Raw genomic sequence first — 15936 nt, 5'->3', positions numbered from 1 at the left:
GCGTTGAGATGCTCTCGTGAGCGATGACCTGTGGGGGACCGACCGGCTCGACCTGACGGCGTACCTGGAACGGATCGGGGTGCCCGAGCCACCCGGGCCGTCGCGGGAGGCGCTGGAGGAGATCTACGACGCGCACCTGCGCACCTTCACCTTCGACAACATCGACGTGCTGCTCGACCAGCATCCCGGGGTCGACCTGCCCGACGTGCAGGGGAAGTTCGTGGGCCGGGGGAGAGGCGGCTACTGCTTCGAGCACGGCACGCTGTTCGCGGCGGTGCTGGACCGGCTGGGCTTCGCCGTCGAGCGGCGGCTGGCGCGGGTGGGCGCGGACCCGACCGCGGCGGGGCGTACGCATCTGGTGGTCGTCGTCGATCTCGACGGCGAGCGGCTGCTGGCCGATCCCGGGTTCGGGCTGAGCGTCTGGCGCCCGATCCCGATGGTCGACGGCGCGGTGGACGAGGTCCGGGGCATCAGGCACCGGGTGCGGTGGGGCGAGCACGGCTGGGCCCTGGAGCGCGCCAAGAACGACGGCTGGGAGCTCATGCACACCCACGACGAGGCGCTGGTCGTGCCCAGCGACGTCGCGCTCGGCCACCACTACACCAGCACCCACCCGACGGTGCACTTCCGTCACCGGATGATCGCCACCAAGCTCCTCGAGGACCGACACCTCAGCCTCACCCACAACACCGTCACCATCCGCCGCCAGGGCGAGGAGACCGAGCACCGCGAGATCGGGCTCGACGAGGTGATGGCCTATCTCGAGGAGCTCGCGGTGCCGCTCACCGACGACGAGCGGGCCCGCCTCCGTGAACGGCTGAAGACGCTGGACTAGCGACTGGCGTCGTCGGTGACGATCTGCATCGCCATCGTCGGGTCCTCGGAGAGATCGGTGATCAGCTGCCGGCGGTCCAGGACGGCCTCGTCCAGGTGCGGGCCGAGCGTGCCGAGCAGCTCGCCGGTGGTGGTGGCCGGCATGGCGTTGAGCACCCGCGGCGTACGGCGACCGGAGTAGGGCACCACCCGAGCCAGCGCACCGGCCACCGACCGGGTCGCCTCCGCGAACGGTGCGGTGATCGGGTCGGTGATGGGGCTGAGCCAGTCGGCGGCACGCTCGGCCTCGGCGAGCGAGGTGCGTGCCTTCAGGTCCGCGAGACGTACGTCCTCCAGAGCCTGCTCCAGACGCCGCTGCTCCAGGAAGGCGAGAGCGACGACGACCCCGGCGCCGAGCACGCCGAGCAGGGCGAGGCTAGCGACCAGCATGGACCTTGACCTCCGCCACGACGCCCTCGTCGGCGAGCCGCTCGCGCAGCGACTCGGCGGCCTGGTCGTAGACCATCTTCGAGAGCAGCGCCGGACGCACCTTGTGCAGCATCGTCGCCGCCTTGGTCTGGGCGGAGGCCAGCTCGAGCGGGTTGAGGATGCGGATGCTCAGCAGCCGGTCCTCGGGCGGAAGCTCGGCGTAGGCGGTGCGCGGGGCCGAGATGTCGGCCTGCTCCAGCCGCCACAGCAGACCGATGGTCTCGGCACGCAGCGCCTTGTTGGCGCGCCGCAGGCGCCACGCGACAGCGGCGGCGGCCACGGCGATCACCAGCGCCACGACGGCGATCAGGGTGCTCAAGGCTCTCCTCAGTTCATCGGGGTCGGGCCAATCATGGAGCATCCGAGGATCGCTGTCAGCGGCGGTGGTCACAACACGGCGCGCCGCGGTGATTCGAAATGTCGTTCGACATCATGTATCTTGATATCAAGAGATCGACGGCACGCCCGTCGTAAAAGGTTAGGTGAGCCTTTGTTTTCCCGGCCCGGGTGGCCGGGGCAGGATGGGCCTCAAAGACTTGAATTCGTACGTCTGTAGACGCGAGCAAGGAGATGAACGCGTTGGCCAGCAAGGACAGCTTCGGTGCCAAGAGCACCCTGGACGTGGACGGTAAGTCCTACGAGATCTTCCGCCTGGATGCGGTCAAGGGTGAGGGCCTCGACGTCGCGTCGCTGCCCTTCTCGCTGAAGGTGCTGCTGGAGAACCTCCTGCGCACCGAGGACGGCGCGAACATCACCGCCGAGGACATCAAGGCGCTGGCGGGCTGGGACGAGACCGCCGAGCCCGACAAGGAGATCCAGTACACGCCGGCGCGCGTGATCATGCAGGACTTCACCGGCGTGCCCTGCATCGTCGACCTGGCCACCCTGCGCGAGGCCGCGGCCGAGCTCGGTGGCGACCCGACCAAGATCAACCCGCTCTCGCCGGCCGAGATGGTCATCGACCACTCCGTGATCGCCGAGGTCTTCGGCACCCCGGAGGCCTTCGAGCGCAACGTCGAGATCGAGTACGAGCGCAACCGCGAGCGCTACCAGTTCCTGCGCTGGGGCCAGACCGCGTTCGAGGACTTCAAGGTCGTCCCGCCGGGCACCGGCATTGTCCACCAGGTCAACATCGAGCACCTTGCCCGCACCGTCTTCACCCGTGAGGTCGACGGCGAGCTGCAGGCCTACCCCGACACCTGTGTCGGCACCGACTCCCACACCACCATGGTCAACGGCCTGGGCGTCCTCGGCTTCGGCGTCGGCGGCATCGAGGCCGAGGCCGCGCTGCTCGGCCAGCCGGTCTCCATGCTGATCCCGCGCGTGGTCGGCTTCAAGCTCAACGGCGACCTGCCCGAGGGCTCGACCGCGACCGACCTGGTGCTCACCATCACCGAGATGCTGCGCAAGCACGGTGTGGTCGGCAAGTTCGTCGAGTTCTACGGCGACGGCGTCACCGCGCTCCCGCTGGCCAACCGCGCCACCATCGGCAACATGAGCCCGGAGTTCGGCTCCACCATCGCGATCTTCCCGGTCGACGAGGAGACCATCAACTACCTCAAGCTCACCGGCCGCTCCGAGGAGCAGCTGACGCTGGTGGAGAAGTACGCCAAGGAGCAGGGCCTCTGGCACGACCCGGCCGCCGAGCCGCGCTTCTCGGAGAAGCTCGAGCTCGACCTCTCCACGGTCGTCCCCTCGATCGCCGGCCCGAAGCGCCCCCAGGACCGCGTCTCGCTCACCGACGCCAAGACCTCCTTCGAGGGTCACCTGCCGACGTACACCTCCAAGGCGACCGACGCGAAGATCCCGGTCACCCTGGCCGACGGTCAGCAGTTCGAGCTGGAGAACGGCGCGGTCACGATCGCCTCGATCACCTCCTGCACCAACACCTCCAACCCGTCGGTCATGATCGGCGCGGCGCTGCTGGCCAAGAAGGCCGTCGAGAAGGGCCTGACCCGCAAGCCGTGGGTCAAGACCACCCTCGCGCCGGGCTCGAAGGTCGTCACCGACTACTACGACAAGTCGGGCCTCACGCCCTACCTGGAGAAGGTCGGCTTCAACCTGGTCGGCTACGGCTGCGTGACCTGCATCGGCAACTCGGGCCCGATCATCCCCGAGGTCTCCGCCGCGGTGAACGAGCACGACCTCGCCGTCGTCTCGGTCCTCTCCGGCAACCGCAACTTCGAGGGTCGCATCAACCCCGACGTGAAGATGAACTACCTCGCGTCGCCGCCGCTGGTCATCGCCTACGCCCTGGCCGGCAACATGAACCTGAACCTGTTCGAGGACCCGCTGGGCCAGGACCAGGACGGCAACGACGTCTTCCTCAAGGACATCTGGCCGACCCCGGCCGAGGTCGAGGAGACCATCGCCACCGCGATCTCCTCGGACATGTTCACCAAGGACTACTCCGACGTCTTCGCGGGCGACGAGCGCTGGCAGAACCTGCCGACCCCGACCGGTGACACCTTCACCTGGGACGAGGAGTCGACCTACGTCCGCAAGGCTCCCTACTTCGAGGGCATGGCCAAGACCCCGGCGCCGGTCACCGACATCGAGGGCGCGCGCGTGCTGCTGAAGCTGGGCGACTCGGTCACCACCGACCACATCAGCCCCGCGGGCAACATCAAGAAGGACTCGCCGGCCGGCAAGTACCTCATCGAGCACGGTGTCGAGCAGCGTGACTTCAACTCCTACGGCTCGCGCCGAGGCAACCACGAGATCATGATCCGCGGCACCTTCGCCAACATCCGGATCAAGAACCAGGTCGCCCCGGGCACCGAGGGTGGTTACACCCGCGACTTCACCCAGCCCGACGCTCCGGTCAGCTTCATCTACGACGCGGCGCAGAACTACGCCGCGGCCGGCACTCCGCTGGTCGTCCTCGGTGGCAAGGAGTACGGCTCGGGCTCGTCTCGCGACTGGGCCGCCAAGGGCACCTCGCTGCTGGGCGTCAAGGCGGTCATCACCGAGTCGTTCGAGCGCATCCACCGCTCCAACCTCATCGGCATGGGCGTCATCCCGCTGCAGTTCCCCGCGGGCCAGAACGCCGACAGCCTCGGCCTGACCGGCGAGGAGACCTTCTCGATCTCCGGCATCACCGCGCTCAACGAGGGTGTCACCCCGAAGACGGTCAAGGTCACCACCGACACGGGCGTCGAGTTCGACGCGGTCGTCCGCATCGACACCCCCGGTGAGGCCAACTACTACCGCAACGGCGGCATCCTGCAGTACGTCCTGCGCAGCCTGGTCAACGCCTGAGCCTGACCTGACGAACGGCCCGTCACCCCGAGTGGGTGGCGGGCCGTTCTCCATCCTGCCGAGCCGTCAGCCAAGTCGGCCGAAGCGTCACGTACGTCGGCCGAGGTGGCAGCGGTGTGCCGACTCGGCCGACGCGGGTGACGTCTCGGCCTCAGGTCAGTGACGCGATCCTGGCGCGGCTGTCCTCATGGAGCGCGGTGAGAAGGGCATCGGCGGCCTCGCCGTGCTCGGCCGTGGCGGCAGCGATCTCCGCGACGGTCTCGTCGGAGAGCCCGGCGAGGATCGGGTCGACCACGGACGGCTCGTCGATGAAGAGCGCGAGCTGGAGGATCTCGGCGCCGGAGGCGCCGTCGACGACCTCGAGCGACGTCTCGGGGCGTACGACGCCGGTGAACCTGGCCAGGGTGAGCAGGTGTCCCGCCGCGAGCAGGCGGCGGCCGACCTCGACGACGAGGGCGCTGTCGAGCTTGGCGATGATGCCCTCGACCCGGCTCGGGTCGAGGTGGACGGAGAGCTCGGCGAGGAACTCCGGCTTCAGGTGGCCTGCGAGCTTCGCGGCGTCGGCCGGGTCCATGACCGCTGCGACCCGGGCGCTGAGCATGGGACCCATCGCGATCTCGGTGATCTTGGCGGTGACGGCTGCGGGGAGCTTCTTGCTGACCGCGGCCAGCCCCTTCACCCGGGACTCGTGACGGCTGAACATCGCGTGCGAGACGATCCCGCGCAGGTCGCGGAGGTCATCGGGGGAGGTGGTCGCGAGGAAGGCGAGCTCGGCCTCGTCCACGTGCATCTCGTGGGCGAGCTTGGTGATCTCCAGAGCGCTGGTCAGGGCGGTCATCGGCTACCTCCGAGCATCTTCTGGACGACTCCGCGCAGCATCTTCGGCACCAGCTTGAGCGCCTCGTCGAGGGAGGCGTCGAACGCCTTGTCCTCCGCGGTCATCGCGCCCTGGACCAGATCGTTGAACCGGCCCAGCTGCTGGTCGTCGTACGCCTCCAGCGGCGCGAGCCGCGTGGCCGGCACGCCCAGGGTGGCAGCGAGCCGGTCGAGTCCCTCACTCATCGCCTTCCTTCCCGCCGGCGGTGCACCTTCGGCCCCCGGCGGCGCCACTATATGCGGGCCGCCGAAACGTTTGGATAGTGTTTCGACATGCTCGTCGCCTTCTCGATCGCCCCCACGACCACCGACGACCCCGATGGTTCGGTGGCCGCGTCTGTCGCGGAGGCGATCCGCATCGTCCGCGAGTCCGGACTGCCCAACGAGACCAACGCCATGTTCACCAACCTGGAAGGTGAGTGGGACGAGGTCATGGGTGTCATCAAGCAGTGCGTCGACGCGGTCGCCGCCGTCTCCCCGCGGGTCGGGCTGGTGCTCAAGGCCGACATCCGGCCCGGCTACACCGGCCAGCTCACCGCGAAGGTCGAGCGGATCGAGCAGGAGCTCTCCGAAGACTGACCGACGCTAGAGACCCCGGGCCATCGCGTCCTGTCCGGTCTTGATGGCCTCCCGGATCCGGGAGTACGTCCCGCAGCGGCAGACGTTGCGGATCGTGTCGAGGTCGGCCTCGGTGATGGCCCGGCCCTCCTTGCGGACCTTGTTGACGAGGGCGACCGCGGTCATGATCTGACCGGGCTGGCAGTAGCCGCACTGGGCGACGTCGTGCTCGAGCCAGGCTTCCTGCATCGGGTGCAGGCCGTCGCCCGGCGCGGTGTCGGCGAGGCCCTCGATGGTGGTGATCTCGTCGTCGGCGCCGATGTCGGCGACGCGCACCGAGCACGGGTTGAACGCCTTGCCGTTGATGTGCGACGTACAGGCCTTGCAGACGTTGATGCCGCAGCCGTACTTCGGGCCGGTGACGCCGAGGACGTCGCGCAGCACCCACAGGATGCGTACGTCGTCCTCGACGTCGACGGTGACGGTCTCGCCGTTGAGCTGGAAGGTGTGAGAAGGCATCGAAGACCTCAGAACGTGTAGGCGAGGCCGTCGGTCGGCGACTCGGGAACGGACGGGATGAAGGACTTGGGCTCGAAGTGGAGCGGGTCGTGGAAGTTGATCGGGAACTCGGTCGGCATCTTCCCGGTGGCCCGGGCGTAGGCGCAGGCGACCGCGGCCATCGAGGCGGCCACACCGGCCTCGCCGACACCGCCCGGCTGGCTGCCGTGCGACTCCATGACCTCGCACTCGAACTCGAACGGCACGTTCCACTGCCGGGTGTAGGCCGAGTTGTCCCAGCTGGCCTCGAGGAAGTGACCGTCGACCAGGTGGTTGCTGTAGGTCAGCGCCTGGCACATCCCGTCGGAGAAGCCACCCATCATCTGGGCCTTGACCCCGGCCGGGTTGATCACCAGGCCGACGTCGGCGACCACGACGGCCTTGGTGACCCGCGGTCCGGTGACCGCGTCGCGCACCTCGCGATTGACCGTCTCGGGGCGGCAGTCGATCTCGACGAGGACGGCGGTGGCGCCCTTGTACTCCTTGTGGACGGCGATGCCCTGCGCCGTGCCGGCCGGCATCGATCGGCCCCAGTCGCCGATCTCGGCGGCCCGGTCGAGCACCCGCTTGACGTTGTCGCTCTTGAGGTACCTGCGCCGGAAGGCGACCGGGTCCTGCTTCAGCTTCTTGGCGAGCTGGTCGACCATCAGCTCGCTGGCCGTGGCGACGTCGGGGGAGTAGATGTTGCGCACCGAGCTGGTGTTGAACCGGTCGACGGCTGGCTTCGGCTCATTGAGCAGCTGGGTGACGACCCCGAAGTTGTAGGGCAGCTCCTGGCTGAGGAGGAAGATCGACTCGGAGAAGGTCAGATTCGACAGACCGGTCGGCAGCGCCGCCGCCTCGGCGGTCAGCCGCTCCCCGAGCCCATGGGTGAAGTCACAGGCCACGCTGGCGTGGCGCTGCTCGAAGGTGAGGATGCTGCCGGCCAGCACGGTCGCCCGAATCTGGGAGACCGCCATCGGGTGCACCCGGCCCTGGCGCGGCTCGTCGGCGCGGTGCCACATCAGCTTGACCGGCGCGCCGAACGCCTTGGACGCGTGGGCGGCCTCGACGGCGGCATCGCTGAACAGCTTGCGCCCGAAGGAGCCGCCGCCCTGGACCACGTTGACCGTCACGCTGTTCTGCGCGATGCCGAGCGCCTTCGCGATCCTGCCCTGGGCATCGATCGGCGACTTCAGACCTCCCCAGACGGTGGCCTCGCCGTCGCGTACGTCGGCGACCGCGCAGTTGGGCTCGAGGGCCGAGCCGCTGCGGAAGTGGAAGGTGAACTCGCCGTCGACCGAGGTCGCCCCGATCTTCGGCACCGCCAGCGGGATCTGCCCGGCCTTGAGCTCAGCCTTGATGTGCTTGGCCGACATCGTGGTCACGGTGCCCGAGTTCCACGTGACGTCCAGTGCACGCACGGCGTCGATGCACTGACCGAAGGTCTTGGCCCGGACCGCGACGCCGGTGGGGATGATCGCGACATGGGTGACGCCGGGCATCTTCTCGACGTCGCCCTTGTTGTTGATCGAGTCCGGGGTGCCGTTGAGCTCGGGGGCGCGGCAGACCATCGTGGGCAGCGCGTCGGGGACGTCGAGGTCCATCGCGAATTTCTTCTTGCCGGTCACGGCCTCCCGCGCGTCGACGCGGCGATGGGGCTTGCCGACGACGGTGTGCTCGGAGGTCTCCTTCAGCTCGACCTCGACCTTCTCGGTCGTCGGCTGCGCCGCCTTGGCGGCCGCTTCGCCGTACGTCACGGAGGAGCCACCCGGGACGCTGATCACGCCACCCTTGGCGACCAGCTGCGCCACGGTCGTCCCGAGCAGGATCGCGGCCGCCTCGAACAGCGCCTTGCGGGCGATGGCGGCGGCGACGCGGACCGGGGTGTACATCGAGATGATGGTGTTGGACCCGCCGGTCAGCTGGTTGAAGAGCAGCTCGGGACGGGCGGGCGCCAGGGTGACGTGCACGTGGTCGACCGGAAGGTCGAGCTCCTCGGCGATCAGCATGGCCACGGCCGTGGTGATGCCCTGGCCGACCTCCATCCGCGGCAGCGCGAAGTGGGCGTGCCCCTTCTCGTCGACCTCGATCGCGATCAGGTTCGAGGTCGGCATCGCGCAGTGGGTCAGGAAGTCGTTGAGGTCATAGACCTCGGGGACCTGTGGCACCGACGGGATCGGAACCGCCTGGGCGGCGGACGGGGCCAGGCCGAGGTCGGCGGCGGCGATCAGGGTCGCGCCGCCGATGACGTATCCGACGAACGAACGTCTGGAGACCCGAGACGGGCCCTCAGCGGGATGGTTCTCCATGGTGTGCTCACTCCTGGTTGGGCAGGCCGAGATATTTGTGACCCACGACACATAGCACCATTCAGCAGTCTTGGCGCGTTTGGGAAGGGCGCGTCGGGAAATGTGTGAGTTCGCTATAAATCGGCTGGTGACGGGCTATAAATGGGTCCGGATGCCAGCCTGGGTATCCGGTTTCGGGATCAGTTCAGGACGGTCGGCGGATCGATCTCTCGGCGCAGGATCTTGCCGGTCGGGCCCTTGGGCAGCTCGGGCATGATCCAGACGTGACGCGGGTACTTGTACGCCGCGACCCGCTCCTTCACGAAGGCACGGATCTCCTGTGCCGAGGCCGTTGCTCCGGCCCTGAGTGCGACCGCGGCGGCCACCTCCTCGCCCAGATCGGCGTGCGGAACGCCGATCACGGCGGCCTCGAGCACCGCCGGGTGCTCGTAGAAGACCTCCTCGATCTCGCGCGGGTAGACGTTGTAGCCGCCGCGGATGATCAGCGACTTCTTGCGGTCGACGACGTAGTAGTAGCCGTCCTCGTCGCGCCGGCCGAGGTCGCCGGTACGCAGCCAGCCGTCGACGATTGTCTCGGCGGTCACCTCGGGCAGCCGCCAGTAGCCCTTCATCACGTTGGGACCCTTGATCAGGATCTCGCCGACCTCGCCCGGAGTGGTCTCGCTGCCGTCGTCGGCGACCAGTCTGAGCTGCACCTCGCGCACCGGGACCCCGATCGATCCCGCCTTGCGCTCGATGTGCGGGTGGTTGAAGCAGGCCACCGGCGAGCTCTCGGAGAGGCCGTAGCCCTCGAGGATCGTGCAACCGAAGGTCTCCTCGAACTCGTGGAGCAGCTCGACCGGCAGCGGTGCGCCACCGCAGATGCAGGTGCGCAGGCTGGACACGTCGTAAGAGCCGCCGTCGGCGGCGTGGAGCATGCCGGCGTACATCGTCGGGACGCCCTCGAAGACGGTGACCCTGTCCCGGCCGATCACCTCGAGCGCGGCGGCGGCGTCGAAGCGGGGGATGAGGGTCAGGCAGGCGCCCGCCTGGACGGCGGCGTTGAGGCCGCACGTGAGGCCGAAGACGTGGAAGAGCGGCAGGCACCCCATCACCACGTCCTCGGGCCCGATCTCGACGAGCGTGTCGCGGGTGAGGGCGGCGTTGCCGCCGAGGTTGTCGTGGGTCAGCTCGGCGCCCTTCGGCCGGCCGGTGGTGCCGGAGGTGTAGAGGATCACCGCCGTGTCGGAAGGCGTACGTGGCACGGGCCGGCTCGTCGTCTCCGCTGCCGGGAGGTGCGCGGTTCCGGGGGCGACGGTGACTGCCCTCACCCCGTGGGAGGCTGCTGCGGCGTACGCCTCGTCCTTCAGGTCCTCTCCGACGAACAAGAAGCGGGTGCCGGAGTCCTCGAGGTAGAACTCGATCTCCCTGGCCTTGAGCAGCGGGTTCATCGGAACCACGACGCCGCCGGCGAGGAGCGCGCCGTAGAAGTGCACCGGCCAGGCCGGGACGTTGGGCAGGACCAGGCCGACCCGGTCGCCCGGCTCCAGGCCTTCGGCGTGCAGCCATCGGGCGACCGCCGAGGCCTGCGCCAAGACGGCGGTGTAGTCGAGCACGTCGTCGTCGAGGCGTACGGCCGGACGGTCCGGATACCGCTGCGCCGTGTCGATCAGGTGGTGGGCGAGGTTCACCGGAGGACTCCTGCGGGCTCGGCGTCGAGGACCTGGCCACGGGTCTCGCGCAGCGCGAAGAGGCACGCGGTGCTGAGCACGGCCAGGACCGTCACGAACCCGGCGAGGCCGCTGGTGCCCCAGCGCTCCAGCAGTGCACCGCCGATCACGAGCGGCAGCGCGCCGCCGATGATCCCGGCCAGGTTGTAGGCCATCCCGGCCCCGGTGTAGCGGTACTCCGCCCGGAAGAGCTCCGGAAGGTACGCCGCGGCCGGCCCGTAGGGGATGCCGATCGCGATCATCAGGACCGCCATCGCCAGGGTGAAGGAGCCGGCGTCGCCGGGGGTCAGGATCGCGAACGCCACCGGCCCGGCGACCAGGCCGAAGACCGTCCCGCTCATCAGCACGGCTCGTCGCCCGACCCGGTCGGAGAGCAGTGCGGACCCGATCACCGCGGTGCAGAGGACGAGGCCGGCCACCATGTTGGCCCTCAGCATCTGGTTGAGGGTGAGACCGAGCCCGTTCTCCTCGGGCGGCCTGGTGGCGATGCCGCCGAGGAAGACCACGGCGAGGTAGAAGGCGCCGAACGTCATCGCCAGCATTCCACCGCCGAGCAGGATCTGCCTCCACTGGTCGCGCAGCGCGGCGGCGAACGGGAAGGACACCTTGGTCCGGGCGGCGGTGACCTTCGAGAACGACGGCGTCTCGGCGATGTTGAGCCGGACCCAGAGGCCGAGCGCGATGAGCACGATGCTGACCAGGAACGGCACCCGCCAGGCCCACTGCTGGAAGGCCGCCAGGCCGATCACCTGGATCGTGAGCAGGAAGGTCCCGCTGGCGAGGATCACACCGAGGCCGGGGCCGAGTTGTGGGAACAGGCTGTAGCGCCCACGCTTGCCCTCCGCCGCGTACTCGGAGGTGAGCAGCGCCGCGCCTGCCCACTCGCCGCCGAGGGCGGTGCCCTGCGCCGCCCGCAGGAGCACCAGCAGCAGCGGTGCCGCCGCGCCGATCGCGGCGGCCGTCGGGATCAGGCCGATCGCGAAGGTCGCTCCGCCCATCATGAGCAGGGTCGTCACCAGGGTGCGCTTGCGGCCCAGCCGGTCGCCGAAGTGCCCGAACACCACGGCGCCCAGCGGGCGGAAGACGAAGGCGACACCGAACGTCGCGACGGATGCCCAGGTGCCGGCGGCGGTTCCGAGCGAGGGGAAGAAGAGTGGTGCGAAGACCAGCGCGGCGGCGTAGCCGTAGATCAGGAAGTCGTAGAACTCGATGGTCGTGCCGACCAGCGATGCCATCGCGATCCGTGACATCGACCGGGGCTGGGTCGTTGTGGTCATGTGCCTGCCTCTGTGTCCGTCCCGCCATGTGCGGCAGGATGTCGGGTGTGACAGGCATCACTGTGCGGTCGCGACGGGCCTCGGGGCCACGAGAACGGGCCACAGAACTCGTTGTGGTCGGCCCACAACGTCGGACGAGGAGGTCTAGATGAGCACCGATCCGATCAAGCGCATCGTCGCCGGCGTCCGAGACCGCCTGCCGACGACCGTCGAGGTCTTCCTGACGCGCACCTGGGAGCAGGTCCCGGCCTACGCGGCCAGCCCCGACCCCAACCTGCGCAGCGATGTCGGCCGCCATGCCGAGGCGGTCTTCCATGCGGTGCTGATCACTCTCGAGGAGGGACGTGACGCGGTCCGCGAGGACTTCCCCCTGAGTGCCGGTCAGGCGGCCAACCGAGTGCGCCAAGGGGTCGCGCTCGCTGACTTCCTGCACGCCTTCCGTCTGGGGCAGGTCGCGTTGTGGGAGCGAATCGTCGAGATCGCTGCCTCGGACCCAGAGACCGGCCAGGCGGCGCTGGCCGCGGCCTCGCGCGTGATGCAGGTGATCGAGGTGGGGAGCACGGTCGCTGCCGAGGCCTACCTCGACACCCAGCAGCTCGAGCTCGCCGAGGGCGACCGGATCCGGCGAGACCTCGTCGAGGATCTTCTGGCCGGACGAGAGGTCCCGGCGGGTCCGAGGCTCGATGTCGCCCGTTCGTGCGGGCTCGAACGTGACGGACGGGCGGTCGTGATCATCGCGGGTCCGGTGCGCCCCCTACGTGTCGGCCAGAGCCTGCGCGAAGCGCTCCGGGTCATCCGCACCGAGCTCGGCCCGACGCAGGAGGGTGTCGCGGTGATCCAGCAGGAGCAGATGATCGGGATCCTGCCGGTGGCCACCGACGACGTGCAGTCTCTCGTGCCCGATCTACGCCGGGTGCACCGTCAGCTCGTCCGTCAGGGCATCGACCTGGCGGTCGGCGTCAGCACCGTCCACACCGGCTGGGCAGATGTCCCGGCGGCGTATGCCGAGGCTGGGATCGCCCGCGACTCCCTGGCGGAGGAGCCGGGCGTGGTGGCCCTGCCCATGCTCTCGACGGTCGATTACCTGGTGCTGCGCGAGGACCCCACCGTACGTCGGCTGATCCGTCCAGAGCTTCGTCAGTTCGTCACCGACGACCTCGCGCGCGACGGGGCGATGATCGAGACGATGCTGGCCTACGTCGCCAGCGACCTCAACGCCAAGCTCGCCGCCGAGCGGCTGCACATGCACGTCAACACCGCCTACTACCGTCTCGAGCGGATCGCCGAGCGCACCGGCTGCGACCTGCGCCGGTTCGCCGACGTCGAGGAGCTGATCTTCGCGATCCGGCTCCTCACCGAGCCACGCGGCGTGGCGAGGGCCTAGGCGGCGGTCGGCTTCCGGCCGTAGAACCAGTAGACCGCCGCGCCGAGCAGGTTGGTGCTGCCCCACAGTCGCCACAGCATCCGCGGCCCGCGGATCTCGTCGTCGGAGCGGGTCTGCAGGTCGCGAAGGATCACCGGAGCCACTGCCGCCTGGGCCACGAGCGCGCTGGTGGTCAGGATCGTCTTCTGCTTCTTGGTCAGTGCCATGTCGCCAGTCTTTGCCGTCGTTTGCTTTGCGTCAAGCATCCTGGCCGATCAGGCGGCCGATCGAACCCACGGAGGCATCACGACGATGCCTTCGATCGGGAAGGTGCCGTCGGGGTCACGACGCAGCCATACGGGGCCGAGGCGCTGGGTGCGAAGCGAGGCCTGCCACATGCTCCGGTGGCTGACGTTGTTTCCGCCGTCCTGGCCGAGGACGATCTGCCTCGTGCCGGTCGAGTTCATGCCGATGATCCGCGGGGTGAAGCCCCAGTAGGCGGAGATCGAGTACGGCGCCGGCCGTCCCAGAACCCAGACATCGCTGCCCCTAGGGACGTGCCGGAGGATCAACTGGCCTCCACCGTCGATCTCGGATGCGACTCCGTGCCAGAACCTCGTCGCCCGGACCGTCTTCACCGTGCCCTTACGCTCGAGCTGGTTGTCGTCGAAGAAGCGTGCGATGCACGTCGTCGGACCCCATGGACCGACACGTCCGGCGACGTCCACAGCACGGGCTCCGACGCATGATCCCTGGCCCTGATTGACGCCGATGGTGATCTGTCCCGTCCGCCGCGTCGAGGTCAGGCCCACACGCTGCAGATGCGACGGGTAGGTCCAGCTTCGCCGGCTGGTCGAGGTAAGCGGTGTCTTCGAGAGTCGAACCTGGACGTACGAGGGCTTACCGCCGTCTGCGAGCTCGCTACCCAAGAAGGCCTCGTAGGAGACCTTGAAGCTCGAAGCGAGGGTGAACGGATAGATCGGCCGGGTAGCGGTCTGGACACTTGGTCCAGGGAGGGCCGCCTGGGTCGAGGAAGCGGGGACCAGGGTCGCCAGAGCGGCAACCGCCACAGCGGTCGCGACATACCGCAGGGATCGATAGATCATGCGGCGGAGGGTATCCCTCGCTGGCCGCCGTTGTCGGGGTTTCGCGAGTCTGTTCACCTACTACAGCAGGCTCGGCAGGTCGGCCGTCGAGGGGAGGAGGTGGGTGTGCGGCTCGGTGGCGAGCCGGTCGTGGGTGAATGACCCGGTGGCGACGCCGACGACGAAGCCGGCTCCGGCGTTGGTGCCGGCGCCGAGATCGTTGGGGGTGTCGCCGGCGACCAGCACGCGGCGTACGTCCCAGACGCCGGTGGCTTCCATGCAGTGGAAGACGAGGTAGGGGGCGGGGCGGCTGGCGGCGACGAGGTCGGAGGTGATGAGGGCGTCGACGGTCGAGTCGGGGTCGGGGCCGACGGTCCAGCCGAGGCCGTCGAGGATGGCCGCGGCGATCTCGGTGGAGTAGCCGGTCTGCAGCGCGACCTTGACGCCTCGCGAGCGCAGCGTCGCGAACATCTCGGGCACGCCCGGGAACGGCTGCGGCGGGGTCTCCCGGTAGGCGGTGACGAGCCGCTCGCCGAAGCCGTCGAAGATCTTGTCGACCTGGGCGGTGGTCGGGTCCTGGCCGAGCCCGCGCAGCAGCCCCTGGATCGCCTCCCACTTCGAGGTCCCCTTCCAGGCCAGCAGCAGGTCGTGGGGGACAGGCTCGCCGGCGGCGTCGGCGACGGTCGCCTCGAGCACGTCGTAGACCAGTCCGCCCTCGTCGACGGTGGTGCCGGCCATGTCGAGGGCGGCAAGATCGAAGTTCACGAGATCTCCTTGAGGATGCGTACGTCGGTGCGGATCCCCGCCGCGGACGGGCGGGTGTTGTCGATGGTGAACGTGACCCGGTCGGGCCGGTAGCGGTCGTCGGCGTACTCCAGCGGCGTGCCGTCGGTGGCGGTCGCCCGGCGGCGCTCGCGCAGGAGCGGGCTGCCCACCGCGATGTCGAGCAGGTCGGCGTCGGTCTCGTCGGCCGCGACCGCGTCCATGGTGTGGCGCGCCGCGTGCAGGTCGACGCCTGCGGCCGTCAGATATCCGTACAGCGAGCCGGTGTCGGGGTCGAAGTCGAAGAGCAGCCGCCCGACGCGTTCGACGAACGTGCTGCGCTCGAGCATCGCGGGATGACCGTCGAGAAGACGGAGCCGGAGCACGTCGACCACCGGGTCGCCCTCGTCGATGTCGAGCGCCTCGGCGGCAGCGGCGGTGGCGCCGCGCCGGGCGACCTCGATGGTGCGCTGCCCGGCGGTGTGGCCGATCTGCTGCACCCACGCGCTGAACGAGAGAAGCTGCTCGAAGGGTTGCCCGAGCGCGGTGTCGCGCACGGTCGGGGGTCGTCCTTGGCCGCCGCTGAGCAGGCCCTCGCGGCGCAGGCTCGCCAGGGCCGTACGGATCGTGCCCCGGGAGGCGCCGAACTGCTCGCACAGCTGCGCCTCGGAGGGGATCGGCGCGCCGGTCGGCAGCTCGCCGGCGATGATCCGGGCACGGATGGCCTCGGCGACCTGGACGTGCAGCGGGCTACTCATGGGAAGCAGGTTACAACTTGATCAGACAAGTGTGATGAAGCGCTTCGTGAACGCCCGGATAACGCTCAGAGGTCCAGACGGTGCGCAGGAAAACGACTGGTTAACTTGTATGTACATGTTCGTCGCGCCTGTTGAC

The 15936-nt window shown here is 69.0% G+C and carries 16 protein-coding genes; 4 read left to right on the top strand and 12 right to left on the bottom strand.

Features of this window, described 5'->3' with window-relative positions:
- The first annotated feature begins 16 nt into the window (after nucleotides 1-16).
- Nucleotides 17-835: an arylamine N-acetyltransferase family protein gene (locus tag ABT304_RS27940; RefSeq protein ID WP_350720300.1), complete on the top strand. Its 819-nt coding sequence runs from the start codon at nucleotides 17-19 to the stop codon at nucleotides 833-835.
- Here the strand turns inward: ABT304_RS27940 and ABT304_RS27935 are convergent.
- Both ABT304_RS27935 and ABT304_RS27930 read right to left on the bottom strand, forming a co-directional pair.
- Complete coding sequence (locus ABT304_RS27935; protein ID WP_350720298.1) at nucleotides 832-1263, bottom strand: hypothetical protein; 432 nt, start codon at nucleotides 1261-1263, stop codon at nucleotides 832-834. The two genes, ABT304_RS27940 and ABT304_RS27935, sit on opposite strands and share 4 nt — an antisense overlap.
- Nucleotides 1250-1621, bottom strand: a complete 372-nt coding sequence (locus ABT304_RS27930) for a hypothetical protein (protein ID WP_141804792.1) — start codon at nucleotides 1619-1621, stop codon at nucleotides 1250-1252. Before ABT304_RS27930 ends, ABT304_RS27935 begins: the two co-directional genes overlap by 14 nt.
- A gap of 251 nt (nucleotides 1622-1872) precedes the next feature.
- On the opposite strand from ABT304_RS27930, the gene acnA reads away from it, so the two are divergent.
- Entirely contained in the window at nucleotides 1873-4563 is a 2691-nt protein-coding gene (gene acnA, locus ABT304_RS27925) for an aconitate hydratase AcnA (RefSeq protein ID WP_350720296.1), read from the top strand.
- 151 nt (nucleotides 4564-4714) lie between these two features.
- Here the strand turns inward: acnA and ABT304_RS27920 are convergent, their stop codons facing one another.
- Both ABT304_RS27920 and ABT304_RS27915 read right to left on the bottom strand, forming a co-directional pair.
- Entirely contained in the window at nucleotides 4715-5401 is a 687-nt protein-coding gene (locus ABT304_RS27920) for a hypothetical protein (RefSeq protein WP_350720294.1), read from the bottom strand.
- The gene (locus ABT304_RS27915; RefSeq protein ID WP_160023142.1) at nucleotides 5398-5625 is read right to left on the bottom strand and encodes a hypothetical protein; all 228 of its coding nucleotides are present in this window, start codon (nucleotides 5623-5625) and stop codon (nucleotides 5398-5400) included. Before ABT304_RS27915 ends, ABT304_RS27920 begins: the two co-directional genes overlap by 4 nt.
- An 87-nt stretch (nucleotides 5626-5712) precedes the next feature.
- Here ABT304_RS27915 and ABT304_RS27910 point away from each other — a divergent pair, with 87 nt between their 5' ends.
- The gene (locus ABT304_RS27910) at nucleotides 5713-6018 is read left to right on the top strand and encodes a thiamine-binding protein (protein ID WP_160023144.1); all 306 of its coding nucleotides are present in this window, start codon (nucleotides 5713-5715) and stop codon (nucleotides 6016-6018) included.
- A gap of 6 nt (nucleotides 6019-6024) precedes the next feature.
- On the opposite strand, the gene ABT304_RS27905 is transcribed toward ABT304_RS27910, so the two are convergent.
- The 4 genes from ABT304_RS27905 to ABT304_RS27890 all read right to left on the bottom strand — a co-directional run bounded on the left by ABT304_RS27905 (nucleotide 6025) and on the right by ABT304_RS27890 (nucleotide 11832).
- A complete protein-coding gene (locus tag ABT304_RS27905; RefSeq protein ID WP_350720292.1) occupies nucleotides 6025-6516 on the bottom strand; it encodes a (2Fe-2S)-binding protein in 492 nt (163 codons plus the stop codon).
- Nucleotides 6517-6524: 8 nt separating this feature from the next.
- Entirely contained in the window at nucleotides 6525-8846 is a 2322-nt protein-coding gene (locus ABT304_RS27900) for a molybdopterin cofactor-binding domain-containing protein (RefSeq protein WP_350720291.1), read from the bottom strand.
- Nucleotides 8847-9025: 179 nt separating this feature from the next.
- Nucleotides 9026-10516, bottom strand: coding sequence for a long-chain-fatty-acid--CoA ligase (locus ABT304_RS27895; protein ID WP_350720289.1), 1491 nt, complete (start codon nucleotides 10514-10516; stop codon nucleotides 9026-9028).
- On the bottom strand, nucleotides 10513-11832 hold the full coding sequence (locus tag ABT304_RS27890) for an MFS transporter (RefSeq protein ID WP_350720287.1): 1320 nt from the start codon (nucleotides 11830-11832) through the stop codon (nucleotides 10513-10515). The genes ABT304_RS27895 and ABT304_RS27890 overlap by 4 nt, the downstream gene beginning before the upstream one ends.
- Nucleotides 11833-11980: 148 nt before the next feature.
- On the opposite strand from ABT304_RS27890, the gene ABT304_RS27885 reads away from it, so the two are divergent.
- A complete protein-coding gene (locus ABT304_RS27885) occupies nucleotides 11981-13216 on the top strand; it encodes a PucR family transcriptional regulator (protein ID WP_350720285.1) in 1236 nt (411 codons plus the stop codon).
- Here ABT304_RS27885 and ABT304_RS27880 read toward each other — a convergent pair.
- Genes ABT304_RS27880 through ABT304_RS27865 form a run of 4 tightly spaced genes read right to left on the bottom strand, consistent with a single transcriptional unit; the run spans nucleotide 13213 to nucleotide 15800 of the window.
- On the bottom strand, nucleotides 13213-13422 hold the full coding sequence (locus ABT304_RS27880; protein WP_350720283.1) for a hypothetical protein: 210 nt from the start codon (nucleotides 13420-13422) through the stop codon (nucleotides 13213-13215). The genes ABT304_RS27885 and ABT304_RS27880 overlap by 4 nt on opposite strands.
- A gap of 48 nt (nucleotides 13423-13470) precedes the next feature.
- Nucleotides 13471-14301, bottom strand: a complete 831-nt coding sequence (locus ABT304_RS27875) for a hypothetical protein (protein ID WP_350720281.1) — start codon at nucleotides 14299-14301, stop codon at nucleotides 13471-13473.
- A gap of 60 nt (nucleotides 14302-14361) precedes the next feature.
- The gene (locus ABT304_RS27870) at nucleotides 14362-15045 is read right to left on the bottom strand and encodes a phosphonatase-like hydrolase (protein WP_350720279.1); all 684 of its coding nucleotides are present in this window, start codon (nucleotides 15043-15045) and stop codon (nucleotides 14362-14364) included.
- Nucleotides 15042-15800, bottom strand: a complete 759-nt coding sequence (locus ABT304_RS27865; RefSeq protein ID WP_350720277.1) for a GntR family transcriptional regulator — start codon at nucleotides 15798-15800, stop codon at nucleotides 15042-15044. Before ABT304_RS27865 ends, ABT304_RS27870 begins: the two co-directional genes overlap by 4 nt.
- Between the last annotated feature and the right edge of the window lie 136 nt (nucleotides 15801-15936).

It is taken from the genome of Nocardioides sp. NPDC000445, from assembly GCF_040300245.1.
Lineage (GTDB): Bacteria > Actinomycetota > Actinomycetes > Propionibacteriales > Nocardioidaceae > Nocardioides.
Note: the sequence above shows the minus strand (reverse complement) of the source record. Positions and strands in the feature narration are given on the sequence as shown.